General features: G+C 44.7%; 18 protein-coding genes. 9 read left to right on the forward strand and 9 right to left on the reverse strand.

The annotated features are described in order from the left end of the window. The first annotated feature begins 194 nt into the window (after positions 1-194). Entirely contained in the window at positions 195-1,901 is a 1,707-nt protein-coding gene (recJ, locus tag Q1A23_RS01635) for a single-stranded-DNA-specific exonuclease RecJ (RefSeq protein WP_299818538.1), read from the forward strand. 67 nt (positions 1,902-1,968) lie between these two features. On the opposite strand, the gene Q1A23_RS01640 is transcribed toward recJ, so the two are convergent. Next, on the reverse strand, positions 1,969-2,778 hold the full coding sequence (locus tag Q1A23_RS01640; protein ID WP_299818540.1) for a GH25 family lysozyme: 810 nt from the start codon (positions 2,776-2,778) through the stop codon (positions 1,969-1,971). 193 nt (positions 2,779-2,971) lie between these two features. On the opposite strand from Q1A23_RS01640, the gene lptB reads away from it, so the two are divergent. Together lptB and Q1A23_RS01650 are read left to right on the forward strand one after the other, a co-directional pair. Next, positions 2,972-3,703: an LPS export ABC transporter ATP-binding protein gene (lptB, locus tag Q1A23_RS01645; RefSeq protein ID WP_299818542.1), complete on the forward strand. Its 732-nt coding sequence runs from the start codon at positions 2,972-2,974 to the stop codon at positions 3,701-3,703. Between the two features lie 325 nt (positions 3,704-4,028). Next, positions 4,029-5,507, forward strand: coding sequence for a GH3 auxin-responsive promoter family protein (locus Q1A23_RS01650; protein ID WP_299818832.1), 1,479 nt, complete (start codon positions 4,029-4,031; stop codon positions 5,505-5,507). Between the two features lie 142 nt (positions 5,508-5,649). Here the strand turns inward: Q1A23_RS01650 and Q1A23_RS01655 are convergent, their stop codons facing one another. From Q1A23_RS01655 to gltX, 4 genes are all read right to left on the reverse strand, one after another. After that, positions 5,650-5,850 (reverse strand): hypothetical protein, encoded by a 201-nt coding sequence (locus Q1A23_RS01655; RefSeq protein WP_299818544.1) that lies wholly within the window; start codon positions 5,848-5,850, stop codon positions 5,650-5,652. Positions 5,851-5,887: 37 nt separating this feature from the next. After that, a complete protein-coding gene (locus tag Q1A23_RS01660) occupies positions 5,888-6,655 on the reverse strand; it encodes a TIGR00266 family protein (protein ID WP_299818545.1) in 768 nt (255 codons plus the stop codon). Between the two features lie 121 nt (positions 6,656-6,776). Beyond that, positions 6,777-7,142, reverse strand: a complete 366-nt coding sequence (locus Q1A23_RS01665; RefSeq protein WP_299818548.1) for a hypothetical protein — start codon at positions 7,140-7,142, stop codon at positions 6,777-6,779. Between the two features lie 130 nt (positions 7,143-7,272). Beyond that, complete coding sequence (gene gltX / locus Q1A23_RS01670; RefSeq protein ID WP_299818551.1) at positions 7,273-8,814, reverse strand: glutamate--tRNA ligase; 1,542 nt, start codon at positions 8,812-8,814, stop codon at positions 7,273-7,275. 173 nt (positions 8,815-8,987) lie between these two features. Between gltX and Q1A23_RS01675 the strand changes: the two genes are divergently transcribed. Further along, a complete protein-coding gene (locus Q1A23_RS01675) occupies positions 8,988-10,016 on the forward strand; it encodes a YihY/virulence factor BrkB family protein (RefSeq protein WP_299818554.1) in 1,029 nt (342 codons plus the stop codon). Positions 10,017-10,286: 270 nt separating this feature from the next. On the opposite strand, the gene Q1A23_RS01680 is transcribed toward Q1A23_RS01675, so the two are convergent. Beyond that, complete coding sequence (locus Q1A23_RS01680) at positions 10,287-10,667, reverse strand: RidA family protein (protein ID WP_299818557.1); 381 nt, start codon at positions 10,665-10,667, stop codon at positions 10,287-10,289. A gap of 48 nt (positions 10,668-10,715) precedes the next feature. Here Q1A23_RS01680 and Q1A23_RS01685 point away from each other — a divergent pair, with 48 nt between their 5' ends. Next, entirely contained in the window at positions 10,716-11,393 is a 678-nt protein-coding gene (locus tag Q1A23_RS01685) for a 3-hydroxyacyl-CoA dehydrogenase family protein (RefSeq protein WP_299818560.1), read from the forward strand. 77 nt (positions 11,394-11,470) lie between these two features. Here the strand turns inward: Q1A23_RS01685 and glmS are convergent, their stop codons facing one another. The 3 genes from glmS to Q1A23_RS01700 all read right to left on the reverse strand — a co-directional run bounded on the left by glmS (position 11,471) and on the right by Q1A23_RS01700 (position 15,560). Further along, entirely contained in the window at positions 11,471-13,306 is a 1,836-nt protein-coding gene (gene glmS, locus Q1A23_RS01690) for a glutamine--fructose-6-phosphate transaminase (isomerizing) (RefSeq protein WP_299818562.1), read from the reverse strand. Between the two features lie 75 nt (positions 13,307-13,381). Continuing rightward, positions 13,382-14,764 (reverse strand): DUF4270 family protein, encoded by a 1,383-nt coding sequence (locus Q1A23_RS01695; protein WP_299818564.1) that lies wholly within the window; start codon positions 14,762-14,764, stop codon positions 13,382-13,384. Beyond that, a complete protein-coding gene (locus tag Q1A23_RS01700) occupies positions 14,748-15,560 on the reverse strand; it encodes a glycogen/starch synthase (protein WP_299818567.1) in 813 nt (270 codons plus the stop codon). Before Q1A23_RS01700 ends, Q1A23_RS01695 begins: the two co-directional genes overlap by 17 nt. A gap of 134 nt (positions 15,561-15,694) precedes the next feature. Here Q1A23_RS01700 and panC point away from each other — a divergent pair, with 134 nt between their 5' ends. The 4 genes from panC (at position 15,695) to rfaE2 (ending at position 18,521) form a co-directional block, all read left to right on the forward strand. Further along, positions 15,695-16,558, forward strand: a complete 864-nt coding sequence (gene panC / locus Q1A23_RS01705) for a pantoate--beta-alanine ligase (RefSeq protein ID WP_299818570.1) — start codon at positions 15,695-15,697, stop codon at positions 16,556-16,558. A gap of 93 nt (positions 16,559-16,651) precedes the next feature. Continuing rightward, a complete protein-coding gene (gene panD / locus Q1A23_RS01710) occupies positions 16,652-16,999 on the forward strand; it encodes an aspartate 1-decarboxylase (protein ID WP_187068220.1) in 348 nt (115 codons plus the stop codon). Positions 17,000-17,008: 9 nt separating this feature from the next. Continuing rightward, a complete protein-coding gene (locus Q1A23_RS01715; protein ID WP_299818584.1) occupies positions 17,009-18,043 on the forward strand; it encodes a lysylphosphatidylglycerol synthase transmembrane domain-containing protein in 1,035 nt (344 codons plus the stop codon). Beyond that, positions 18,030-18,521 (forward strand): D-glycero-beta-D-manno-heptose 1-phosphate adenylyltransferase, encoded by a 492-nt coding sequence (gene rfaE2 / locus Q1A23_RS01720; protein WP_299818587.1) that lies wholly within the window; start codon positions 18,030-18,032, stop codon positions 18,519-18,521. The genes Q1A23_RS01715 and rfaE2 overlap by 14 nt, the downstream gene beginning before the upstream one ends. Position 18,522 lies beyond the last annotated feature (1 nt).

Here is an 18,522-nt window from a genome sequence, read left to right on the forward strand (position 1 = left end):
ACTAAGTCAAGGGAATAATTTTTATACTTTTCGAAAATCTCTATGAATCGTTTCACGGTTTATCCTGTTGTAAATCTGCCGCAAAGATAATGTTTTTTGAGATTTGGCTGATTGGCAACAAATGGTTTGTGTCCTAAAGTACCTCTAAATTAGCTACCTTTGCTGCAAATTAACTTGTAGTGTAGCAGAAGCATATGGAGAAAAGGTGGGTATACAACCAGGAGGCGCCAGCCGAGGTAGTGGATAATCTTGCACAAAGTTTAAAGATAAGCCCAACGCTTGCCGCTATACTTTGCCAGCGCGGAATCTGCACTTACGAAGAAGCCAAATACTTTTTCAGGCCATCTCTTGCTGATCTGCACGACCCATTCCTGATGAAGGATATGGACCATGCCGTTAACCGCCTGAACGAGGCGCTGCATGCCGGCGAACGCATACTTGTGTATGGCGATTATGATGTAGACGGCACCACCTCTGTGGCATTAATGTACGGCTTCCTGCGTAACTACACCCACCAGATTGATTTTTACATTCCAGACAGGTATAAAGAAGGATATGGCGTATCGTCGCAAGGGATAGACTATGCTGCCGAAAATGGGTTTAATCTTATCATAAGCCTGGACTGTGGTATAAAGTCTGCTGATAAGGTGGCTTATGCTGCCGAGAAAGGCATCGACTTTATTATCTGCGACCACCACTTGCCCGACGACGACATACCACAAGCCGTTGCCGTACTCGATCCAAAACAGGTAGACTGCCCTTACCCTTATAAAGAACTATCGGGTTGCGGTGTAGGGTTTAAACTGATCCAGGCCTTCTGTATTCAGAACGACATTGAGCAGGAAGAAATTTACAAGCTACTGGACCTGCTGGTGGTAAGTATAGCTTCTGATATTGTGCCTATAACCGGCGAAAACCGGATACTTGCTTACTACGGACTAAAGCACCTTAACGGGCCACAGCCAATGCGCCCGGGTTTAGAGGCTTTGAAAGAACTGGCAGGTATAACCGGCGAAATGGACATAACCAGCATTGTGTTTGGGTTTGCCCCCAGAATAAATGCAGCTGGCCGTATGGGCGATGCCAAAAACTCGGTGCGTATGCTGTTGGCCAAAACAAAGGAAGAAGCCTTTAAAATGGCAGATATCATAAACGAGTCAAACAAGGCACGCCGCGACAAAGACAGCGACATTACAAGAGAAGCGCTGCAGATGATTGAGGATGACGATTTTCTGCGTAGCGCAAACTCCACCGTATTATTTAAAGACAACTGGCATAAAGGTGTGATAGGTATCGTGGCTTCGCGTTGCATTGAAAAGTACTACCGGCCTACTATTATACTTACGCAATCCAACGGCAAGGCATCTGGTTCTGCGCGCTCGGTGCATGGCTTTAATGTGCACAATGCTATAGAGAGTTGCTCTGATTTGCTGGAGCAGTTTGGTGGGCATATGTATGCTGCTGGCTTAACGTTGCCCGTTGAGAACATACAAGCCTTTAGAGAGCGTTTTGAGCAGGTGGTGGCTGATACTATTACAGAAGAACAGAAGATACCGCAGATCGAAATAGACGGCAAAATTGAGCTGAAGCAGATAACGCGAAACTTCTATAACATTGTTAGGCAGATGGAGCCATTTGGGCCAGGGAATATGCGGCCTATGTTTGTGTCGGAGTGCGTGTACGATACGGGCAGCGTGCGCATTGTCGGCGACTCGCACTTAAAGCTGCGCCTTACGCAGGATGGGCATCAAAGTATAGATGCCATTGGCTTTGGCCTGAGCGATTATTATGATAAAATATCAAAGGGTATTCCGTTTAACGTATGCTATACCATCGAAGAGAACATTTACCGGGGCGTAATTACCCTGCAACTCCGGATAAAGGACATACGCATGCAATAAAACAAAAAGAGGCTCCTGCAACAGGAGCCTCTTTTTGTTTTAACCTTAATGTAATGCTGTTGCCATACTATGGTTTCGGGTACATGTGCTTCAGCTGCTGTAACGGGCTTTCCTGGGCAATAGCGTTATCCTGCAGGCAAAGTTGTGCCAGCGTTTCAAAGTCCCCGGCAAAAAAGTTAATATCAACTGCGGCGTTTATACCCGATACGCTGCCCTTGTCGGTATATTGCCAGAACATCCAGCTGTCGGTATGATGAATTTCAGGTTTATTCTCGCTGTAACGCGCAATCCAGAAAAGGTACTCCGAAAAGTGCCCTTTTAAGTGGCGGCGATAGTAGTTCTGGCTTGTATAGATAATCGGCTTAACACCATAGTGTGCTGTAACGGCCTCTAACCATATTTTTATACTCTTGCGCATTTCTTCGCTGCTTATTTTAGGGTCAGCTACTTCAACATCCAGTACAGGAGGCAAATCGCCAGGCTCTAATGTAACAGTACTTATAAAAAGATCGATCTGCCCTTGAATAGGAGCTTCGGGCTTAAAAAAATGATAAGCACCACGCTTAATGCCATGTCGCTTTGTTTCTTCCCAGTTGCGGGCAAAGTATGGGTCTAACCTAAAATCGCCTTGTGTCGCTTTTACGAACGCAAATTTAACATCCGATTCACCTACCAACGCCCAGTCCACATCCTTTTGCCAACGGGATACATCTATACCTTTTAGAGAGGTAGTGTTTGTGCTACTGGTGTTGGCAGCTTTGGGCTCGTTATTGTCTGGCACAGGCACATCCGTAACATTTGCGATGTAACCTGCGAAAAACAATAAACCAGACACCACTAGCTTATTGCCAGCAGAAATGAGTAAAGAAAAAATCATAAAGGAGGTTGTAAATAAAGCGAGCTATTAAATTATAGATTAAATTAATAACTATCAATAGCTTAAGGCAACATTTATATACTTTGTTAGTTAAATTTAAATAGTAAAAATCTAATATATATTTCGAGATTCGGATTAACATGTAAAAAGATGAACGTTGCAGGATGCAGCCTTTATGCGTAATTTAGCCCCGATGATACTGAGAGCAGAACACCTGATAAAAAAGTATAAGTCTCGCCTTGTGGTAAACGATGTGAGCGTAGAGGTAAACCAAGGCGAGATAGTTGGTTTGCTGGGCCCAAACGGAGCCGGTAAAACAACATCTTTTTACATGATAGTTGGCCTTGTGAAACCTAATGAGGGTAAAATATTTCTGGATACGGAAGATATAACAAACCTGCCAATGTACCAGCGTGCCAAGCGCGGTGTTGGTTACCTGGCGCAGGAGGCATCGGTTTTCAGGCAGCTTACCGTGGAAGAGAATATCCTGTCGGTGTTAGAGATGACTAACCTGCCCAAGCAAGCACAGCGCGAAAAGGTAGAAGAGTTATTGGAAGAGTTCTCGTTGACGCACGTGCGTAAAAATAAAGGTATTGTGTTATCTGGTGGCGAGCGTAGGCGCACCGAAATTGCACGCGCTTTGGCCGTAGATCCTAAGTTTGTACTGCTTGATGAGCCATTTGCCGGCGTAGACCCTATTGCCGTGGAAGAAATTCAAAGTATAGTGGCTAAGCTTAAAAGCAAAAATATCGGTATCCTTATAACAGACCACAACGTTAACGAAACCCTGTCTATTACTGATCGTGCCTATTTGCTTTTTGAGGGTAAGATTCTGAAATCTGGCAGCGCCGAAGAACTAGCCGCCGATGAGCAAGTGCGCCGCGTATACTTGGGCAAGCATTTTGAACTGAAGCGGAAGATTTAACTAGTAATTGTTGGCGGCATGTTTTCTTTGGCTGATTTTACGCTGAAAAGAGAGCACGCATGGCATGATAATTTATAGCTCATAAAGAGCTTACTGCCTTAAGCAATTATGCAATGCTATAAGTTTAGCAATGGAATTTACTTGCAAAGTAAGTTGCCTGTGATCATGGGCTGTAGCTTTAATTGTTTATGCTGGCAGAATAATCTAGGCAACCTGGTAAGAAAGGCAAAACCAATTATTATCTAAGGGCTCAGTATACAAACTATCAACAACTAACAATCAGCAATCTCTTGTGGAAATTATAAACTCAATCGTGACTTGGGTAATGAAGAAACGGATACATGATATTGATCTGTTCCGGAAATACCCACATGAGGTGCAGAACGAACTGTTCCAGAACCTGATTAGTACAGCGAAAGGTACAGATTGGGGAAAGAAGTATGGCTACAAAGACGGCCTCTCGATTCGTGAGTTTCAGGAGCGGGTTCCGGTATGTACTTACGAACAGCTATATCCATTTATAGAACGTGTAATAAAAGGAGAGCAGAACCTGTTGTGGCCAAGTAAGATAGAGTGGTTCGCCAAATCATCAGGTACTACCAATGCCCGCAGCAAGTATATCCCTGTCAGCCCCGAATCTTTGGAAGATTGCCACTATAAAGGCGGCAAGGATATGCTTTCTATCTATGTAAACCTGTTCCCGGAAACCAAGCTGTTTACTGGTAAAGGCCTCTCTATTGGCGGCAGCCATCGCCCCAGCGAATTAAACGCCAAGATGAATTGCGGCGACGTGTCAGCGGTGATTATGCAAAACCTGCCTGTTTGGGCTGAGGCTATGCGTACCCCACCGCTAAAGGTAGCCTTAATGGATAAGTGGGAAGAGAAGATAGAAAAGATGGTGGAGCTGACTGTGCAGGAGAACGTAACCAGCCTAAGCGGCGTGCCCACCTGGACCTATGTGCTGCTGAAACGCATACTTGAAGTCACCGGCAAAAATAATATACTTGAAGTATGGCCAAACCTGGAGCTGTTTACGCATGGCGCTGTGGCATTTGGGCCATACCGCAGGCTGTTTGCAGATGTCATTCCTTCTGATAAGATGAACTACCTGGAAGTATACAACGCTTCGGAGGGCTTTTTCGGGATACAAGACCAGGCCGGTACCCAAGACGAAATGCTGTTGATGCTGGACTATGGCGTATACTATGAGTTTATTCCGATAGATCAGTTTGAAGAAGAAAATCCTAAAACCCTGACGCTGGACCAGGTGGAGCTGGGAAAGAATTACGCTCTCGTTATCTCTACAAATGCAGGTTTATGGCGCTACAAAATCGGAGACACCATTCGCTTTACTAGTTTAAGCCCATACCGCATTAAAATATCTGGCCGTACCAAGCATTACATCAATGCCTTTGGCGAAGAGGTAATCGTAGAAAACGCTGAAACAGCTATCACTAAAGCTTGCCAGGCTACAGATGCGGTGATATCTAACTTTACGGCTGCCCCTGTTTACATGGAAAGCGGCAAACGCGGCGGCCATGAGTGGTTAATTGAGTTTGAGAAGGAGCCGAACAACTTAGAGCAGTTTACAAAGGTGCTGGACGAGACGCTGCGGGATGTAAACTCTGACTACGATGCGAAACGCCAGAACGACATTGCCCTGCAGGAGCCAATCGTGCACATAGCCCCGCAAGGTACGTTTATGAACTGGCTGCGCGACAAGGGCAAACTGGGCGGACAAAATAAGATACCGCGCCTAAGTAACACAAGAGAGTATCTAGAGGAAATGATGCAGTTTGTTTAAATATAGAATAGCAGCTACAGCCTTACAGGCGGCTACTTAAAAGAAGCAAAAAAGGTAAGTCCCGGCCATTTATACTGGCCGGGACTTACCTTTTTAAAGTATACTTACAAGTATAAAAACATGCGACACCTTTTATTCAAGCCTAAATCAGGTTGTAGATAGCAGCATAAACGCCTAAACCCAGGAATATCAGCAGCAAAATATTAACCGCAACGGGTATCTTCTTGTCTTTGATCTCTTTGTAATCAGTAAAGCTAAATGTAAGAACAGCAAGAAGTATAAGGTTGGTAATGGTCAGCACCTTATTAATAGTGCTCCAGATGTTTCTGAGTTTAGCGGTCATAGTCTTGCTCTAAGTATAGCTCATGGTTTATAACAGATTACTCCATAAAGCTACTGAACATGCCGCCTTCTTTCTTCGCGTTCTCACCGCGTGGCATCAGCGCCTCTATCAGTTTTTTAACCGGCATAGATTGCAGCCATACCCTGCCAGTACCGCGCAAGGTTGCCAAAAACAAGCCTTCTCCGCCAAATATCATCGATTTTAAACCTCCGGCCCGTTGCACACTAAAGTCTATGCCTTCTTCAAAAGCAACCACACAACCCGTGTCTACGCGCAGTGTTTCGTTATCCAGGTATTTCTCAACAACGGTACCGCCGGCATGTATAAAAGCTTTGCCATCGCCTTGTAAGCGCTGAAGTATAAAACCCTCGCCGCCAAAAAAGCCGGCACCTAACCGTTGGTTAAAATGAATGCTAAGCTTAGTGCCTAGTGCAGCAGCCAAAAAAGCATCTTTCTGGGCAATTAGTGCGTTGTTGCGTGTAGCAGTAAGGTCAATCGGAAGTATAGTGCCAGGATAAGGCGCAGAGAAAGCAACATGGCTCTTGCCGTGGCCGCGGTGCGTAAAGTGCGTCATAAACAGCGACTCACCGGTAATAAGGCGGCTACCCACCGATACCAGTTTCCCTAAGAAGCCCTGGCTGGGGTTAGAGCCGTCACCCATCTTCGTTTCAAAGTCGATGCCCTCTTCCATGTACACCATGGCACCTGCCTCAGCAATAACAGTTTCATTTGGATCTAGCTCAATCTCCAACACCTGGATGTCGTTGCCAAATATTTTGTAGTCTATCTCGTGTGAGTTTCTCATAGTTGATAAGGTTATTTACGATAGTAGAAAGATAACTTATAATTTTATAAAATGGAAGAAGGGCAAAAAGCCTAATTTTTTAGATTGCCTTTTGCCCTTCCGCAACAATTATACTTTCAACTTAATCTTGTTCGTCATCCTCGTCACCTTTTTTACGCCTGTGTGCCTTTGGCAGGTCTTTTTCTTCCTCTTCCTCGCTTGATGCATCGCTGGTATTGCGTACAAAATCCTCGTCTGTCTCTTCTACCTCCTCACTTTCTTCCACATGAAACTCATCTTCTTCTTCGCGTTTTGCTTTTTCGGCGGCGTCACGCTTCATTAGTTTCTTGTCGTCCACATTCTTGTTCAGGAACTCATTTATGCGGTCTATAGTGTAATTAGAGATGATCTCGCCGTGCTCGTTTACTTTAACCTCAAACCCTTCCAGGTCTTTATGAACGCGCGATTTTTTCTTGCTGCTTTTACCTTCTTTTTTATTCTTAGCCATGATTATCCTAGTTTATACTTTAGTTGTATAAGTTAGGAAGGCTTAATTTGTTACAGACGTGCAAAAACAGCTGTAAAATAAAGAAGGCCGGCCCAACAGGCCAGCCTTCTTATACTGTATACTTTTATACTTATGCAGTAGCGTAATGGCTAAGTTTAGCAATGGCAGCTTCGATGCGCGTAGCAGTCTCTTCACGGCCAATTACCTCAATAATCTGCATCAGATCCGGGCCAGCTTCTGCACCAGTAACGGCAAGGCGCAATGCCTGCATTACCTGCCCAAGCTTCATGCCGTGGCGCTCAAGTATGGCTACAAGTAAATCTTTAACAGTATCTGCGTTAAAGTTATCCAACGATGAAAGCTCATTCTTAAAATCCTCGAAAACGGCAACAGATGGGGTATTCCACTTTTTAGAAGCAACTTTCTCGCTGTACTCTGTTGGAGCCACAAAGAAATACTCTGCTTCTTTCCAGAAATCCTGCGGAAAGCTTACGCGCTCTTTCATCAAGCCTGCAATTTTCTCTGCTTTTTCCGGAGTGGTGGTGATATTATGCTGCTCTAAGGCTTTAATTAAATAACCTGCCAATTCGCTGTCTGGCTTAGCGCGCAGGTACTGCTCGTTAAACCAACGTGCCTTCTGTATGTCAAAGCGAGTGCCTGACTTACCTATACGCTCCACAGAAAACTCCTGGATCAGCTCCTCCATTGAGAAAATTTCCTGCTGTGTGCCTGGGTTCCAGCCCAAGAAAGCCAGAAAGTTTGTGAAAGCCTCTGGGAGGTAACCGCTCTCGCGATAGCCTGTTGATGTCTCGTTTGTAAACGGATCTTGCCAATGCAACGGGAACACCGGGAAACCCAGTTTATCGCCGTCGCGCTTGCTTAGCTTACCGTTACCGTCTGGCTTAAGCAGCAGCGGCAGGTGGGCAAACTCCGGCATGGTATCTTCCCAACCCAGGTAGCGGTACAGCAACACGTGTAGTGGCGCAGATGGCAACCACTCCTCACCCCGTATCACATGGGTGATTTCCATCAAGTGGTCGTCTACAATGTTAGCCAGGTGGTACGTTGGCATACCATCTGATTTCATCAATACTTTATCATCAATGGCGGAAGAGTGTACCATCACCCAGCCACGGATCATATCTTTCAAGCGTACTTCCTCTTTGCGGGGCACTTTCAAACGGATCACATATGGGTCACCGGATTCAAGGCGGCGCTTCACTTCATCCTCTGGTAAGGTAAGTGAGTTCTTCATGGTGGCGCGCGTAATGGCGTTATACTGAGGCGTAGCTACCTTTGCAGCTTTTAAGCGCTCGCGCATCTCCTCCAGCTCTTCAGCGGTATCAAAGGCGTAGTATGCATGGCCGCTTTCTATCAATTGCAACGCATATTGCATGTACATTGGCTTGCGTTCCGACTGGCGGTAAGGCGCATACGGACCGCCTTTCCATGGGCTTTCATCCAGCTCAATGCCGCACCACTCCAGCGACTCACGGATGTAATCTTCGGCACCCGGCACAAAGCGGTTCTGGTCTGTGTCCTCGATGCGCAGAATCATTTTACCGCCTGTTTTACGGGCAAGCAAAAAGTTATAAAGGGCGGTGCGTACACCTCCGATATGGAGAGGCCCTGTCGGGCTTGGGGCAAAGCGTACTCTAACTTCTCTTTCCATGTATGGTTGTGTTCAAGTCAATCGTTTTCGTTGCAAAGGTACAAAATAATGTATGGTTTCGGTAACGCTAAAAGCAAGAGCAGGTTGGCAAAATGCATGTTTTATACTTTGCTGCACTAAAAACATAATCAGGCATTTGCGTATTGGCTTAATAGATATATATGCTACCTGCCATGTTGCGCAAAAGATTGTTGATGTCCTGGGGATTATTTAAAGAAACCTGGCTTGAGTTCCTGGATAATAATTCTTTTCAGAAGGGGGCGGCATTGGCTTACTACACTATTTTTGCACTACCGCCTATGCTCATCATCATTATTAGCGCAGCAGGGTACTTTTTTGGTGAGCAAGCAGTATCCGGTGAGATTTACTTTTACATAAAAGAACTCATTGGCTCGGAGGGGGCATATTCGGTGCAGAAGATGGTGGAGAGCGTAAACGAGTTCGGGGACTTTAACTTAGCTGCCATTGTTGGCGCTATTGCGCTGTTCATTGCTGCCACAGGTGTCTTTATATCGCTGCAGGACTCATTAAACGAGATATGGCATGTTAAGCCTGTGCCTAAGCGGGGATATCTGAAACTGTTGCTAGACAGGTTCCTTTCTTTTGGGATGATTTTGGGAATCGCTATTATATTGCTGCTTTCGTTGCTGGCAAATGCCATTCTGGTAGCTATCGGTGATTTCCTGACTGCGCAATTTTCTGGCTGGATAATTTATGTGTTGCACGCCGCCAACTTTGTGTCCGCTTTCCTGCTGATGTCCTTTCTGTTTGCCTGCATTTATAAATTTTTGCCAGATGCTAAAATCAGGTGGCGTGATGTGGGAGTAGGGGCCTTTGTTACCTCGCTGCTGTTCGTGCTGTTCAGGGGCGTTATTGGCTTTTACCTTGGCAAAAACGATGTAGGCTCGGTATATGGGGCTGCCGGATCTGTGGTGGTTATACTTACCTGGGTGTTCTTTACTTCTCAAATTATCTTTTTTGGCGCTGTTTTTACTTTCGTGTATTCCCGCAAGTATGGGTTTAATATTTATCCAGCCAATTATGCCGTTCGCGTGATCAGGCAGGAAGTAGAAGTGGGCAACTCTGCGGTAAACGCTGAGCCAGGCAAGCATGATAAAGAAGTATATGGGGATTTAGAGGCAGAGGAAGAGCCTGCCAAGCCTGTCGATGATGCGGCGAAGAACGAAGGAGCGAACATCTAAAGTTAAGCTATAAAGAGTTCGGGAGCCGGAGAATATTGTTTTACCGAAATTTTACTGCTATTTTCCTGATAAGTATACTTTCAGAAGTATAAACCATATGGTTAAAGCATCCAGACTAGGAATACAGCAGAGCTTGCTGCGTATAGTAAGCAAGGGCGCTGGTTTTAAGGACAAACGCGTTAATATGGTTCTTATACGATAGAAAGCACAAAAGACAAAGAAGCCATACTTTACTTCTTTGTCTTTTGTCAAAAATTCCTTTGTCTTAAACTACTTCGTAGCAATGCAGGAAATCTCTACATTAACATCCTTGGGCAGGCGGCTAACCTCTACTGTTTCGCGGGCAGGAGGATTGTTGGTAAAGTAGCTACCGTATATTTCGTTTATCTTGCCAAAGTTATTCAGGTCTTTTACAAAGATGGTGCACTTCAGCACGTTGCTAAAGTCCATGCCAGCCTCCGAAAGTATAGCCTGTAGGTTCTGCATTACCTTATGCGTTTCGTTCTCGATGCTGTCGTTAACCAGGTTGCCGCTTTCTGCATCCAAGGCTATCTGCCCCGAAACATAAAGTATACCGTTAGCTAACGTTGCCTGGCTGTAGGGGCCAATAGGAGCTGGTGCATTGGTTGAGTTGATGATGGTATGTGCCATATTCAGATTAGTTTAAATGTGTATCTTTACCATCAAAAGTACAGAAATATGCATATAGTTGTTTTATCTGGCCCTGAAATGGCCTCCGAATTCAAGCAAAAGTTTCCGGAAGGAAAAGAAGGCATTAGCTATACTTTTCTGCACAGCCATAACCTGTTGGATGAGCAACTTAAGCCAACTGATGTGGTGTTTGACTTTTTGCTGCATGAGCAGCCGGAGCGCCTGAGTATGTATGCCCCAGAGCAGGTTGTGTTTTGTAATGCTGCAACAATACAGTTGGCAGCGTTACTGCAAAAGGCCCAACTAGAGGAGCCTTGCACCTTGATTGGCTTTAATGGCTTGCCTTCTCTTTTTAACAGGCCTGTGCTGGAAGTTAGCCTATGGGATACTTCCTGTGAGGCTAAGCTAACAGAAGTATGCGAGGCTTTGGGAACAGAATATTTGCTTGTGAATGATCGCGTAGGTATGGTTACACCGCGTATGATCTGCATGATCATTAACGAAGCTTTTTATACTTTGCAAGAGCAGACAGCAGGCGTAGAAGACATCGATTTAGGTATGAAGCTAGGCACGAATTATCCAAAGGGTCCTTTTGAGTGGGCCAGGCAAATTGGTACAGCAAATGTATACCAGGTGCTGCAGGCGGTTTACGAAGATACTAAAGAAGAAAGGTATAAAATATGCCCGCTGCTAAAGACGATGTACCTTAGGAGTGAAGCAGTATAAATGGCCGATGCTGCAGCATAAAAATATAAAAGAAAAGGGAGCCAAGCGGCTCCCTTTTCTTTTATATTTTTATGGTATTACTCAACAGTAACAGACTTTGCCAAGTTACGTGGTTGGTCTACGTTACAGCCGCGCATTACCGCAATGTGGTATGATAGCAGCTGTAGTGGAATAACAGACAAAAGCGGCATCAAGTGCTCACTTGTTTCTGGTATTTCAATCACATAATCAGCCATTGAAGGTATGGTTGTATCACCTTCGGTTACAATGGCAATCACTTTACCCTTACGGGCTTTCACTTCCTGCACATTCGATACAATTTTCTCATAAGAGCTGTCTTTTGTAGCAATTACCACAACTGGCATGTGCTCATCGATCAGGGCAATCGGGCCGTGCTTCATTTCAGCAGCAGGATAACCTTCTGCGTGTATATATGAGATCTCTTTCAGTTTAAGTGCTCCCTCCAGCGCAACCGGGAAGTTATACCCACGGCCTAAGTACAGGAAGTTAGGAACATCTTTGAACACTTCGGAAATTTCCACAATCTGATCGTTCAGTTTAAGTGCTTGCTCCACTTTTGCCGGAATGCTTTCAAGCTCAACCATTAGCTGGTGCAGCTTAGTCGTTTCCAGAGTGCCGCGCTTGCTTCCCAAAATCATGGCAATAAGGGTAAGCACCGTAACCTGTGCAGTAAATGCTTTTGTACTTGCCACACCAATTTCAGGGCCAGCATGAGTATAAGCACCAGCATCAGTAGCGCGTGCAATAGATGAACCTACTACGTTACAGATGCCAAAGATTGTAGCGCCTTTAGACTTGGCAAGTTCTATTGCAGCCAGGGTATCCGCTGTCTCACCAGACTGGGAAATAGCAATTACGATGTCTTTTTCAGTAATGATTGGGTTGCGATAGCGGAATTCAGACGCATATTCTACCTCAACCGGAATACGCGCTAAATCCTCTATCAGATACTCGGCTACCAAACCTGCATGCCAGGATGTGCCGCATGCTACAACAATAATGCGTTCAGCGTTTGCTAATTTGTTTTCAAACTCGCGTACACCACCCATCATCAGATGATTGCTTTCGGCAACTAAACGCCCACGCATGCTATCAAGTATAGAACGTGGCTGCTCGTATATCTCTTTCAGCATGAAGTGCTCGTAACCGCCTTTTTCGATAGACTCAAGTTCCATCTCCAGGCGGTGCACATAAGGCGTCTGTATTACGTCTTCTTTAGTTCTAATCTCCAGCTCACCATCCTTAATTATTACCAGCTCATAATCATTAACATAGATTACGTCGCTTGTATACTCAATAATAGGAGTGGCATCAGAAGCTAAAAAGTACTCGCCTTTACCTACACCAACTACTAATGGGCTACCTTTACGGGCAGCTATAAGCTGGTTTTGATCATCTTTAGAAAGTACAACAATTGCATAAGCACCAACTACTTCATGCATAGCCAGGCGTACCGCCTCAGGCATAGAGCAGTTGTTGTTCACTCTAATGTCTTCTATTAAGTTGATGAAAACCTCAGAGTCTGTATCAGATTTAAATGTGTGGCCTTTTTCCTGTAGCAGGGTTTTAAGCGCGGCATAGTTCTCTATAATCCCGTTGTGGATGATCGCTATATTTCCAGAACTAGAATAATGGGGGTGTGCGTTTCTATCATTTGGCTCACCGTGTGTGGCCCAGCGTGTGTGGCCCATGCCAATATGGCCATGTGTATCCTGGTCGGCAATAAACGCCTCCAAATCTGCTACTTTGCCTTTTTTCTTGAAGATATTAAGGCTGCCGTTCATTAAAGCTACACCGGCACTATCGTAGCCGCGATATTCTAATCTTTTTAGTCCCTTAATTATAACGGGGCAAGCCTCTCTATGGCCTACGTATGCTACAATTCCACACATAATCTTTTTTCTATAAAAAAATAAAATAGGTACCCACAAAGGTACCTATTAATATCAAACTAAATGTAAAGTTCTCTAGTTCAGTTTTGAGTAGTATACTACTAACTGTACTTTATTATTGTCTGTGTTGCTGATGATTGCTCTATATGGCCTGTTTTCTGGTAAAATAGAGTAAGCACCGCTCTGGGTGGCAACTACTGTTGCAGGAGCAAGCAGCAAACCTGTATTCGGTTTCTTATCCAGTAACATTGCCTGGAAGTATGCGGTGATATTCAGAGCGTACCGGTTACGCTTGCTGTCATACACAAGAGCAGCCGGGAACGAATTTCCGTCTACCTGGCCGATGCCATTTTGCTGAACAGCTATCGCATTGCCGCTGGCATCCTTAAGTACTTGGTTGCTACTGTTTGTTTGGTATACTACAAGCTGTGGCGGCGCCGTAAATGCAGTTGTAGAAGCTGCTTTAACAGGAACAATCAGCTCAGCACGGTTAATGATAACAGCACCGGCAGCCTCCTTAAATTTCTGTAAGTAGGGCAGCGTTAATTTAGTAATAAGCTGCGTATTATTCTGAACAAAGCTTTCGTTACCAGTTTGTGAGGCAGGTATAAAATCGTTGCTTTGCTTTAAATCTGCTACAACTGTACCGGCGCGGCTCCCTTCAAAATTAGTGAAATAGCTAACTAAAGAACTTTGTGTAAAACGGAAAGTATGTTTCTTTTTATCAGCTCCGTTTCTGTAATGCATCACAATCTTCGAACTGTCTGCAGCTAAGTTAAGGGCAAGTAAATTACTAGGATCACCCTCTGAGGCAATTGCTAAACCCTTAAAGAAAGCCTCAAAGCTTTCCTGGCTCTTAAGCGGGTCTTTACCAGACTGCGCCACAAATTCGCTGATCAGGCTTTGCGGTAGCTTGATTTTTATAAGGCGTTTTGCGGCAGTAGAATCTACATCAAACTGCTTCTTCTTTTCTAAAAGCAAAGGTATAAGCGTGGTAGAGGCAAGGGGCGCCTGTTCTTTTGCCAGCGTTGTGTTTGTAAAGTATGAAGCCTTTTCCTGGAAGCCTTCCGTTAAACGGAAAACATTTACCGTAAGTGGCAGAGACTTGTTACCATAAATGTGGCTATAGTCCAGCGTTAATACCATAGAGTCAACCTGTGGGTTTTCACCAAAAGTTACACTCGTGCCTCCCAAAGCTACTTCGGTATAGGTTGTAGCCTTTAAAGTGCCTAGTACAGGGTCCGCTATGTAGCCTACTTGTGCAGGAGCAACTTTAAACGACAAAATAGAGTCGCTTAAAAGTACCGTACCTGTATTTATCGTGATTGTGTCTGTAAAATCTGTGCCTATCTGATTCTCATCCTGCAGGTCAATTCCAATGTCTGTAGGATCGTCGCAGGATGCAAGGGTGGCGATAGAAAAGAAGAATAATAGAAATCTCCTAACGGCTAAGTTCATTATACAGGTTATAGTAAGAGTCTAAAAGGGTGTCATCGGCGCTAACGGTGCTAATGCTTTTTGTCTGCATGTAGTCGTTGAACAGCGCGTTAATATTCTCGCTAAAGTTTTCGTTTGTCTTGATCACAGAGTCAGCGTACTCCATACCAATTTTAATGAAGCTATCCAGGTCTGCTGTCTTCAGGTGCTCCAACATGTTGTCGTCAATATCCAACATTTTCACTTTCTCCAGCAAGTCGCCATCAAACTTGTGCTTGTAATTGTGGTTATAAACCGTAAACATCGACTTAGAATCCTTAAAAATAGGATCTTTTTTGTAAGTTGACTTCAGGTACATTGGTATTAAGCCAGTCATCCAGTCGTTGCAATGTACAATGTCTGGTGCCCAACCAAGTTTCTTTACTGTCTCAAGCACGCCCTTGCAAAAGAAGATGGCACGCTCATCGTTATCCTGGTGGAATTTGTTGTTCTTGTCAACGAAAACGGATTTTCTGTGAAAATAGTCTTCGTTATCAATAAAATAAACCTGCAGTTTTGCATTAGGTATAGACGCCACTTTAATTACCAGCGGTTTCTCATCGTCTCCAACTGCGATATTGATACCAGAAAGGCGAACCACTTCGTGCAAACGGTTTTTACGCTCATTTATTAGGCCAAAACGCGGAACAAAAATTCGGATCTCCATCCCTCGCTCTTGCATTCCCTGTGGCAACGTCTGTAAAAACTCAGCTACTTTAGTGGTTTGTAAGAAGGGATTGATTTCGGTGGCGGCGTACAGAATTCGCAATTTTGACATGAATAGTAAGTTAAAAATTAATAAGCAACAGTAATGGGACGTGCAAAATTAGTATTTTTTATTCTAATTTTCAATTTTATGCGTTATAACTTACATTTGCCGGCCTTAAGCAAACACAAAAGCACACCAACTAAATGGAAGTTATAAAGCAGGTTAACATCATCCGCGAAAAAATGCAGGCTCTTAGGTGTAGCGGCAAACGCATTGGCTTTGTCGCCACCATGGGAGCATTGCACGAAGGGCACCTACAACTGCTTCGCGCTTCTGCCAAAGAAAACGACATAACGGTCTGCAGTATTTTTGTTAACCCCACCCAATTTAATAACCCGGAAGATTATAAACTGTACCCTCGGACATCAGAGCAGGACATAGCGCTGTTAAAAACAGTTAACTGCGATTATCTTTTTGAACCTGATGCCTCGGAGATATACACACAACAGACGCTGCTGCAGTTTAGTTTCGGAGCGCTGGAGGCGGTTATGGAAGGCGAGCACCGGCCCGGCCACTTTAACGGGGTGGCAACTATTGTAAGCAAACTGTTTCATTACATAACACCGCACCGCGCATACTTTGGTCAAAAAGATTTGCAGCAGGTGGCGGTGGTGCGGCAACTGGTGCAGGCGCTGAGCTTTGACCTGGAATTGATCTGCTTCCCTACAGTTCGTGAGCAGAACGGCCTGGCCATGTCGTCGCGGAACAAGCGCCTGACAGAGGAGCAGCGGCAGGTTGCCACAAACCTGTATAAAGTATTGCAACTGGCGGCAGGGAAGCTGCGAGAGAATTCTGTGCAAAGTATAAAACAAGAGGTCGCCGCATTCCTGCAGGATACAGGCCAAATAAAATTAGAGTATTTTGAGGTAGCACACCCCGATACGTTACAGCCCGTGCAAAACGTGCAGGAGGTAAAGGAGGTAAAGGAGGTGGCGCTATGCATTGCAGCCCACGTTGGCGAGGTGCGCCTGATAGACAATATGCTGGTGAATTTAAATGATGCCTGATTTGTTTGGCAAAAGTATAGGCTACACTACTTCATGTTTGGTAGTTAATCTGCAGGCAATTATCTAACTTTGCGCTTTATTACAAAATACACCATGTATATTGAGGTTTTAAAATCAAAAATCCACCGTTGTAAGGTAACACAGGCCGAACTGCATTATGTTGGCAGCATAACTATCGATGAAGACCTGATGGATGCGGCAAATGTTGTGGAAAATGAAAAAGTACAGATCGTAAATATCAATAACGGCGAGCGTTTTGAGACTTACGTGATCAAGGGCGAGCGCGGAACAGGTACGGTTTGCCTTAATGGCCCTGCGGCCCGCAAAGTACAGGTGGGCGATATTGTGATCGTTATATCATACTGCAGCATAAAATTTGAAGACGCAAAAAATCATACGCCGACACTTGTTTTCCCTGATCAGCATAACCGCCTGGTATAAATCCCGCGCATGAAAAAGCTGCTCTCCCTTCTGAAATACATACTACTTCTGGGCGTATCTGCATTGTTAATGTGGTATGCACTTAAAGAGCTTGATTTTCAGAAAATGTGGGACGAGCTAAAGAATACCAATTATTCCTGGATTGGCTTGTCGCTGATGATGGGTGTGGCTGCTTATGTAAGTCGTGCTTACCGCTGGCAGATGCAGATAAAGCCTACAGGCCACAATCCTTCGTTGTTGCGTACATACCGCGCCATGATGATTGGCTACCTGGCTAACCTGGTGCTGCCACGCATGGGCGAGGTGGTGCGGTGCACACTTTTAAAGCGATCTGATAATGTGCCTGTAAATACAGGTTTCGGAACGGTGATAGCCGAGCGTTTTATAGATATGGTTATGCTTTTAGCAGCTATCGGATTAACATTTCTGGTAGAGTTTAACCGTATCCGCGATTTCTTCCTAAATCTTTTCTCAGATAAGTATACCGGCCTGGAGCAGACCATGAATTCTCTGTATTGGGTATTCTGGGTAATGTTGGGCGCTGCTGTGGTAATGCTTTTTATAATCCTAAAATACCTTAGCCGCCTGCGGCAGAACACATACTTCCAGAAGGCAGTAAGCTTTGTAAAAGGTATGCTGCAAGGTGTTTTCAGTATAACTAAGCTTGATAACCAACCAGCCTTCTGGGGGCATACTATCTTTGTATGGCTAATGTATTATGCCATGAGTACGGTAGTGTTTTTCGCTATTCCGGCCACTAGTGAGCTAGGTTGGGGGGCTGGCCTTTCTGTGTTAGTGATAGGTAGTTTAGGAATGGCTGCGCCTGTACAGGGTGGGGTAGGAGTATACCATCTGCTCGTGCAGGCTACTTTACTATTATATGGCGTCCCTAAAGAGGCTGGAATGGCTTATGCTTTGTTGGCGCATACTTCGCAAACACTTTTAGTCGTTGTGATGGGAGTTATCAGCTTTATCTCTAGTATGGTGTACCGCCCTGAAACTTTAGCTGTAGAAGAAACCAGATCGATCCATGAACTCAAGTAACAAGATATATACGCTTCCGCAGCTGCAGGAACGTTTACAGGAATGGCGCGCACAAGGCCAGAAAATTGTTTTCACCAATGGTTGCTTCGACCTGCTGCATCTGGGCCATGTGGATTACCTTGAAAAAGCACGACAACTTGGCGATAAACTGGTACTTGGGCTTAATACTGATGCGTCAATTAGCCGTATAAAAGGGCCAACCCGTCCGCTTCAGGACGAAATGTCACGTGCGCGTATAATGGCATCGCTTTTGTTTATAGATGCAGTAGTGCTTTTTAACGATGAAACTCCGCTCGAATTAATCAAAGCTGTACAGCCAGATGTACTGGTGAAAGGCGACGATTATGCGGTGGAGCAGATTGTGGGGCACGAGGTAGTGCAAGCCAATGGCGGAAAGGTAGAAACAGTTCCGCTTGTTAAAGGTTATTCTACTACCAATATTGTAAACAAAATAGAAAAGCAGTTAAACTCTAAATAGA

Origin of the sequence: uncultured Pontibacter sp., from assembly GCF_947492645.1 — a bacterium.
Classification (GTDB): domain Bacteria; phylum Bacteroidota; class Bacteroidia; order Cytophagales; family Hymenobacteraceae; genus Pontibacter.

What these genes read in the sequence shown, in the direction of transcription:
- recJ (WP_299818538.1), top strand. Translation starts at nt 195, where the DNA reads ATGGAGAAAAGGTGGGTATACAACCAGGAGGCGCCAGCCGAGGTAGTG.
- Q1A23_RS01640 (WP_299818540.1), bottom strand. Translation starts at nt 2,778, where the DNA reads ATGATTTTTTCTTTACTCATTTCTGCTGGCAATAAGCTAGTGGTGTCT.
- lptB (WP_299818542.1), top strand. Translation starts at nt 2,972, where the DNA reads ATGATACTGAGAGCAGAACACCTGATAAAAAAGTATAAGTCTCGCCTT.
- Q1A23_RS01650 (WP_299818832.1), top strand. Translation starts at nt 4,029, where the DNA reads ATGAAGAAACGGATACATGATATTGATCTGTTCCGGAAATACCCACAT.
- Q1A23_RS01655 (WP_299818544.1), bottom strand. Translation starts at nt 5,850, where the DNA reads ATGACCGCTAAACTCAGAAACATCTGGAGCACTATTAATAAGGTGCTG.
- Q1A23_RS01660 (WP_299818545.1), bottom strand. Translation starts at nt 6,655, where the DNA reads ATGAGAAACTCACACGAGATAGACTACAAAATATTTGGCAACGACATC.
- Q1A23_RS01665 (WP_299818548.1), bottom strand. Translation starts at nt 7,142, where the DNA reads ATGGCTAAGAATAAAAAAGAAGGTAAAAGCAGCAAGAAAAAATCGCGC.
- gltX (WP_299818551.1), bottom strand. Translation starts at nt 8,814, where the DNA reads ATGGAAAGAGAAGTTAGAGTACGCTTTGCCCCAAGCCCGACAGGGCCT.
- Q1A23_RS01675 (WP_299818554.1), top strand. Translation starts at nt 8,988, where the DNA reads ATGTTGCGCAAAAGATTGTTGATGTCCTGGGGATTATTTAAAGAAACC.
- Q1A23_RS01680 (WP_299818557.1), bottom strand. Translation starts at nt 10,667, where the DNA reads ATGGCACATACCATCATCAACTCAACCAATGCACCAGCTCCTATTGGC.
- Q1A23_RS01685 (WP_299818560.1), top strand. Translation starts at nt 10,716, where the DNA reads ATGCATATAGTTGTTTTATCTGGCCCTGAAATGGCCTCCGAATTCAAG.
- glmS (WP_299818562.1), bottom strand. Translation starts at nt 13,306, where the DNA reads ATGTGTGGAATTGTAGCATACGTAGGCCATAGAGAGGCTTGCCCCGTT.
- Q1A23_RS01695 (WP_299818564.1), bottom strand. Translation starts at nt 14,764, where the DNA reads ATGAACTTAGCCGTTAGGAGATTTCTATTATTCTTCTTTTCTATCGCC.
- Q1A23_RS01700 (WP_299818567.1), bottom strand. Translation starts at nt 15,560, where the DNA reads ATGTCAAAATTGCGAATTCTGTACGCCGCCACCGAAATCAATCCCTTC.
- panC (WP_299818570.1), top strand. Translation starts at nt 15,695, where the DNA reads ATGGAAGTTATAAAGCAGGTTAACATCATCCGCGAAAAAATGCAGGCT.
- panD (WP_187068220.1), top strand. Translation starts at nt 16,652, where the DNA reads ATGTATATTGAGGTTTTAAAATCAAAAATCCACCGTTGTAAGGTAACA.
- Q1A23_RS01715 (WP_299818584.1), top strand. Translation starts at nt 17,009, where the DNA reads ATGAAAAAGCTGCTCTCCCTTCTGAAATACATACTACTTCTGGGCGTA.
- rfaE2 (WP_299818587.1), top strand. Translation starts at nt 18,030, where the DNA reads ATGAACTCAAGTAACAAGATATATACGCTTCCGCAGCTGCAGGAACGT.